Consider the following 6,548-nt stretch of genomic DNA (forward strand, 5'->3'; position numbering starts at 1 on the left):
AAGAGCGCTTGCACAGGCCGTCAAAGAAGGCGCCGCTTTCAATGGCCAGCGTGGCGTGGATCACATCGCCTTCCACACGGGCGGTGGCGGAAAGCTGCACCTGGCGCGCGCGCACGGAGCCGACGACGCGGCCGCGAATGACCACGTTCTCGGCGACTACTTCACCCTTGATGGAGGCTTCCTCGCCGATGGTGAGATCCGTCGCGCGCACATCGCCTTCCACAGAGCCGTCGAGCTGAACTTCGCCGTCGGACACGATGGAGCCGGTGATTTTCAGATCAGCGCTCAGGATGGATGGGGCTTTGGCTTTCATGGCGGACCTCTTGGTCGGAGCAGGAACGGCGGCGGCTTGGTTGTCGCTGGGGGGCGTATCTTTTTTAGTGAACATAGCGTCCGGCTCTTATGTAATCTTCGGGGTCAATGTGTTCGCCGCGGAACCAGATTTCATAATGGAGATGCGTGCCGGTGGAACGTCCGGTCGATCCCATCCCCCCCAGTCTTTGGCCCAGCTCCACCTCATCGCCGCGGCGAACGTCGATCGCGTGAAGATGGCCATATCGTGTGCGGAACCCGTATCCGTGATCCACTTCGACGGTGCGACCATACCCGGCCCGCCAGCCTGCGTAAACGACTTCGCCGGGCGCAGGCGCCACAATAGGTGCGTTTCTAAAGGCGGCGAAATCCTTGCCGGCATGCATGGCCAGCCGGCGGGTGAACGGGTCGATGCGAGCGCCATAGCGCGAGGTTTCGCGGAACGGGCCTTCAATCGGCAGACCCAGAGGCGTGGCGTTGAGCAGGCTTTCCACCTGTTCGCTCTCCACAATCCGGTTTGCGATGCGGGCGACGCGCGCATTGAACGGGTCGTCCAGATTGAGCGCGTCACTGAACAGCGGCGCCTGGTCCAGACTGATCAGAGGGCCGCCGGTTCCGCCATCTTCATCTTCCAGCGGGCCTTCCTGCATGGCTTCATCCACACGCATGCCCGTCAGGCGCAGAACCGCGCGCAAATTCTCAAGGCGGCGTTCTGCGGCGTTCTCGGCTTCGGCGAGAGCCGCTTCCTGATCGGCCAGAAGCGCAGCGACGCGCTCTTCAGCCAGGCCGTCGAAGGCTTCTTCACCAACAGGGTCAACCAGGGCCTGGCGCGGATCGGGATCGGCGGGTGAGGCGGCCATCAGAATCCGGCCCTCATCCAGGCTGGGGCTTTCGCGTTCTTCGCCCACAGACAGATCGTCGGCGAAGTCGAGAAGACGGCGTAGCGTATCATGGCGCATCTGGAATTCGCCGGCCGTGCGGTCAAAGGCGTCCGTGCGCGATTCCATATAGGCGATGGCTGCGGCCTCGGCGGCGCGCGCTTCATCAACCTCGTTTTGGTATTCGGCTTCGATCTGGGCGAATTGCTGTTTGGCGCGCTGATCCGCGCGACCATCGAGCAGCATGCCGACAGTCGTCAAAGACAGCCAGACCGCTAGCAGACACACGCCCCCGATAGCCGAGAGTTGCATCTCGGTCGTGATAGCGAAGTATCTCACCTGACCCTCGGTCCGGTGATAGATCTGCCGATCAGGGAAGCGTTGCTTGATCTGCTCCCACGGCCCGGCCAGTAGTCGTTTCACCATCCGACTGCGTTCGCCTCGCTATCCTCGCCCCTCGATGCGCTATCTCGCATGATAACGCATCGTTTATCAACTGGTCCGTTGCAAGCCTTGTTCCGGTCCCTATGGGACGCATTGGAAAATGTCCGGTGCGTCGGCATCAGATGCAAGCCCTGGTTTCAGGAAAGCTGTTCAGCCAGAGGTTCGTAGAAACAGCCCGGCAAGCCCGCAGCAGCCCTGGCGTCATCGTTGAAGGGGCGCTTCAACGCGCCGCTGAAATAAGTGGAGACCAGCCGATGAAAGCAGTGTTCAGGCGTGTCGGTCTCATCACGGCACACATGATCAAACCAGCGCGCCCCTGCAGCGACATGGCCCACTTCCTCTTCATAGATCACACTGAGGATGGCGACGCTGTCAGCATCGCCGACACTCGTCAGCTTCTCGATCATCTGCGGCGTGACGTCCAGCCCGCGCGCTTCCAGCACCAGAGGGGCGACGGCCAGTCGGGCCGCCAGATCATGCGCCGTGTTCTGCGCCGCCTCCCACAGGCCGTCATGGGCGGCCAGATCGCCATAATCGCCGCCCATCTGCTGAAGACGGTCACGCACCAAGGTGAAATGACGCGCTTCGTCATCGCCGACGCTGACCCAGTCTGACACAAAGCTGGCGCGTTGGTCGTCAGCGATCCTGGGATCGCCTGCAAAACGGGCGACCATGTCAAAATGCAGATCAATGGCGTTGAACTCGATATGCGCCACCGCATGCATCAGGGCGAAGCGGCCTTCAAGACTGCCCAATCGCCGCCGCGGCGTCTGTCCCGGTGGTTTCAGCTCCGGGTGCGGGGGCCGCCCCGGAGCATCCGGAGCTCGGCAGGGGGCGTCCCTGTCCGGCAAGGCGAGGGCGCCCGCCCGCCAAGCGGCGGCGGTCTCCCGCGCCAGTCGGGTCTTGTCGTCTGGGGCGGGGGTGGCGACCACGCGCGCAGCCGCCTCCATCACGCACGGTTTGGAGTTTTGTTCCGTCACGCAGACTTCACCGCGTCCAGAACCGCCTCCACATGGCCTTTGACCTTCACCTTGCGCCAGACCTTTTGGATCACGCCGTCAGGTCCGATCAGATAGGTGCAGCGTTCAATGCCCATGTATTTGCGTCCATACATGTTCTTCTCCACCCAGGCGCCGTAGGCTTCGGTGACGACGCCGTCTTCGTCAGACGCCAGCATGACTTTCAGCTCATGCTTGTCGCGAAACTTGTCATGCTTGGCTACGGTGTCCTTGGACAGGCCGATGACCACCGTGTTTTCGGCGTCGAATGCGTCAATATGCTCGGAAAAGCCGATGGCCTCTTTCGTGCAGCCAGGCGTGTCATCCTTGGGATAAAAATACAGGACGACGGATTTGCCCTTCAGCTCACGTAATGACACCTGTCGGCCGCCATCTGCAGGAAGCGTGAAGTCTGGGGCCTTGTCGCCGGGCTTAAGCTCGCTCATGAGTGTCGTCCTTGATGATGATTTCCGAAGCTCTGGCCCGGAAGATTGTCAATTCGCCCCGCCACGTCCAGTCGCGACCCGACTTTGAGTTCACATGCGCCGTATCGCCCGCCTGTCCCTTCTGTATGTGCTTGAAGCCATCGCTGCGCTTCTGGCGCTGGCTGTGGTGGCGTTTGGCGCAGCTCTGTGGCGCCTCGCCGAAGGCCCGGTCAACGCCGAGATGATGCGCCCAGTGGTCACGGAAGTGCTTCTGGAAGCAGTCCAGGGTGATGCGGCTGCGATCGGTGATCTTGAACTGAGCTTTGATCCTGCGCTCGCCGCGCTGGTTGTCACCGCGCGTGATGTCAGCATCACGCGTGAGGGCGGCGAAGTTGTCATCTCCTCAGACCTGATCGAGGCGGGGCTGGCGCTGGACCTTTTGATGACAGGTCGGATTGCGCCGGTGAGCCTTGAAGCGCGCGGCGGCACGCTCTGGCTGTATCGCGACGAGCTTGGTCGTCTGACGGGGGGATTGGGCGCGCTGGAAGACCGGTTTGGCGCTGCTCAGGACACCGACAGCGTCTCGCCGGATTTCGACATGGATCAGGCCAGTCGGGTGTTTTCGCGTTTGCTGATGGTGGACGTCTCTGACGTGACCTTGCAGGTGCGTGAAGAATATCATGACTGGACGGGGCTGTTCACGGGCATGGGCGGCGCGATGAACCTGTCGGACGGCGTGGTGTCGCTTCGGGCTGAGGGCGGGTTGGTCACCTCCGCCGGCATGGCGCCGATCACCCTGAATGTGCAGACAGGCCGTTCGCTGGAGAGCGTGTTCGTCGAGGCGCGGCTGTCCAATCTGGTGCCTGCGGCTTCTGCGCCCTTGCAGGGCCCGTTCGCGGGCGTCTCCGCGCTGGACGCGCCGTTTGACATGCATCTTGTATTTGACGCTTCGCGAGAGGAGGGCCTGCGCCAGGCCAGTCTGCAAATGGCGGCGCAGTCCGGCGTTGTCCGCCTGGCCGGGGGGCAGACGGAGATACGCCAGGCCTTGATTGACGCAGCGCTGGATGTCGATGCGGGACGTCTTGATCTGCGGACGCTGGATGTGGATTCCGATCTTCTGTCCTTGTCGCTCAGCGGCGCGCTTTATGACTTTTCCGACTATGACGATGCGATTCCAGCGCGCGCCCGCTACGAGTTGAGCTCTGGCGCAGGGCGTCTTGATCTCAACGGCGCCTTTCCCGAGCCCTTGCAATGGCGGTCAGCCGAACTGGCGGGAACGCTGGACCTTGAAGAAAGCCTGATCAGCTTTGAAACGCTGGACGCGGTGCTGCCAGCCGCCCGAGCATCAATGACGGGCTCCCTGGCGATGGAGCAGACGATTGCGGGGCTGCTGCCGACCGTCAAACTCAGCGGCCCGGTTGAAGGCGAGCTGACCAAGACAGACGTGCTTAATCACTGGCCTGTCGATTTTGCGCTCGGCGCCCGGGACTGGGTGCGAGACAGCATTCTGGACGGTCGGGTGACCAGTGCGACGCTGGACCTCAATCTCACGGCTCAGGCGCTGGCCGCACAAACGATTGCGGACGAGGACCTGACGCTCAGCTTCCAGTTCTCCGATGCGGATGTGCGCTATATGAGCACGATGACGCCGCTGCTGGGGCTGTCTGGGGAAGCGGTGCTGCGGGGCAATTCGCTCAGCCTCGAAGGCGCGGGCGGCGCCATCGGTGAGCTGGAGGCGACGCGGATCTATGTGGACATCCCGCGGCTGAACCCGAAAGGCGCGTTGGCTCGCTTTGGCGGCACGGGGCTGGGCGGCGTCTCTGACTTCCTGGCGCTCGTCAGTGAGCCGCCGCTCAATCTCTCGACGGAGTACGGGTTTGATCCTGCAGCCTTTGGGGGGCAGGGCGAGCTGGAGTTTGAAATCCGCCGCCCGATGTTGCGCACCGTGCCGGCCGAAGATCTGGGTTTTGACATTACGGGCCGGTTTGAGGATGTCTCTGGCCCGGCTGGGCCGCCCGGCATTGCGCTCTCTGAGGGCGCAGTGACCCTGACGATCAATCCTGAAGGATTGCGGGCGGAAGGGGATGCACAGATCGCGTCGGCGGATGCTCATCTTGTATGGACGGAGACGTTCGGGCTCGACCCGGAGGTCAACTCGACGCAAGTGCGTGTGACCTCTGTCATGACCGCGCGGGAGCTGGACCAGATCGGCTTGCCCTTGCGGCGTTTCATGGATGGCGCGGTGGGCGTTGACGCAACGATCGAAGGTCGAGGTCTCGCCTTCTCGCAAATGGCGCTGGAGCTCGATCTACAGGACGCGGCCATCGCCCTGCCTGCGGGGTTGTGGGACAAACCCGCCGGCGAGCCGGCCGCCGCCTCCCTGCAAGCGGGGGTCACGGAAGACGGCGCGGTGCAGCTCGACCGTCTGCGGCTGACCGGCGAAGACGTGGCGCTCGAGACCAGTGCTGAACTGGCGCCGGATGGGCGTTTGCTGGCCGCGCAGGCGTCTCGGGTGTTCGTTCGCGACAGGCTGGAACTCAGCGCAGAGATTTCCCGTCCTGACGGCCCGGAAGGATTGCTGCAGATCGTGGTTCAGGGCCCTTTCATGGACGCTGAAGACCTGTTCGGGATCGCTGCGCCGTCTGGCGGCGGCGCGACCCTGGGCGCATCGGTGAATTTTGAGGGCGTTCTGGATCGGGTTCTGGTGCGTGATCAGCGTTTCACGGATGTGGGGCTGGTGCTGAATGTGCGGCCGGAAGGTGTTGAACGTTTTGTTCTCGAGGCCGATGCGGCGCAGGGCCCGGTCATCGTGCGTTTCGAACCTGAAGCGGACACCGGCGTGCGTCGGTTGAGCGCGTTGGGCCCTGACGCGGGCCTTCTGCTCTCCGCTTTCGCCGGGTTTGACAATATTTACGGCGGCGCCTTGAGGCTGAACGGGCAAGCGCCCCCTCTGGGACAGCCGGGCGGTGTGAGCGGCGACATTGAAGTGGCGGAGTTCACACTCAACCGCATGCCTTTGCTGGCGCGCATTCTGGCGGCCGGCTCGCTGGAAGGGCTGGGCGGTTTGCTCAGCGGTCAGGGCATCGGCTTTGAGCGGCTGGAAAGCGAGTTTGTCTGGCAGGACGGCATCATTGAAATGCGTGAAGCGCGCGTCGCCGGGGCGTCTCTCGGCGCGACCTGGAACGGGCTTGTGGATTTCAGCGATGAACGCATGTCGGTGAACGGCACGCTCTTGCCCTCATACGGCGTCAATTCGGTTCTGGGTTCGGTTCCGGTTCTGGGCGAGCTTCTGACCTCGCGCCGGGGGGAGGGCGTTATCGGCGTGACGTTTTCGGTCAGCGGACCGTTCAGTGAAACGCGCGTCAGCGCCAATCCGCTGTCCGCGCTCGCACCGGGCGTGTTTCGCCGCATCTTCGAAGGTACGTCTGCGGAGCGTGAGCTTGAGGCGCTGGAGGCGGACCGCCGCGCTGAACAGGAGCAAGCGCGCGAAG

The 6,548-nt window shown here is 63.2% G+C and carries 5 protein-coding genes; 1 reads left to right on the forward strand and 4 read right to left on the reverse strand.

Annotated elements, in window-relative coordinates; genetic code table 11:
- The 4 genes from B3M53_RS05175 to bcp all read right to left on the reverse strand — a co-directional run.
- Positions 1-313: bactofilin family protein (locus B3M53_RS05175; RefSeq protein ID WP_286799721.1), on the reverse strand; the 313-nt coding region annotated here is incomplete at its 3' end.
- Positions 314-377: 64 nt separating this feature from the next.
- Positions 378-1,616, reverse strand: a complete 1,239-nt coding sequence (locus B3M53_RS05180) for a M23 family metallopeptidase (RefSeq protein ID WP_022699666.1) — start codon at positions 1,614-1,616, stop codon at positions 378-380.
- 155 nt (positions 1,617-1,771) lie between these two features.
- On the reverse strand, positions 1,772-2,614 hold the full coding sequence (locus B3M53_RS05185) for a ferritin-like domain-containing protein (protein WP_286799722.1): 843 nt from the start codon (positions 2,612-2,614) through the stop codon (positions 1,772-1,774).
- Positions 2,611-3,078 (reverse strand): thioredoxin-dependent thiol peroxidase, encoded by a 468-nt coding sequence (bcp, locus tag B3M53_RS05190; RefSeq protein ID WP_160091582.1) that lies wholly within the window; start codon positions 3,076-3,078, stop codon positions 2,611-2,613. The genes B3M53_RS05185 and bcp overlap by 4 nt, the downstream gene beginning before the upstream one ends.
- Before the next feature lie 94 nt (positions 3,079-3,172).
- Here bcp and B3M53_RS05195 point away from each other — a divergent pair.
- A partial coding sequence (locus tag B3M53_RS05195; RefSeq protein ID WP_286799724.1) for an AsmA-like C-terminal region-containing protein occupies positions 3,173-6,548 on the forward strand: 3,376 nt, incomplete at its 3' end.

Source organism: Oceanicaulis sp. UBA2681 (assembly GCF_002354675.1).
Lineage (GTDB): Bacteria > Pseudomonadota > Alphaproteobacteria > Caulobacterales > Maricaulaceae > Oceanicaulis > Oceanicaulis alexandrii.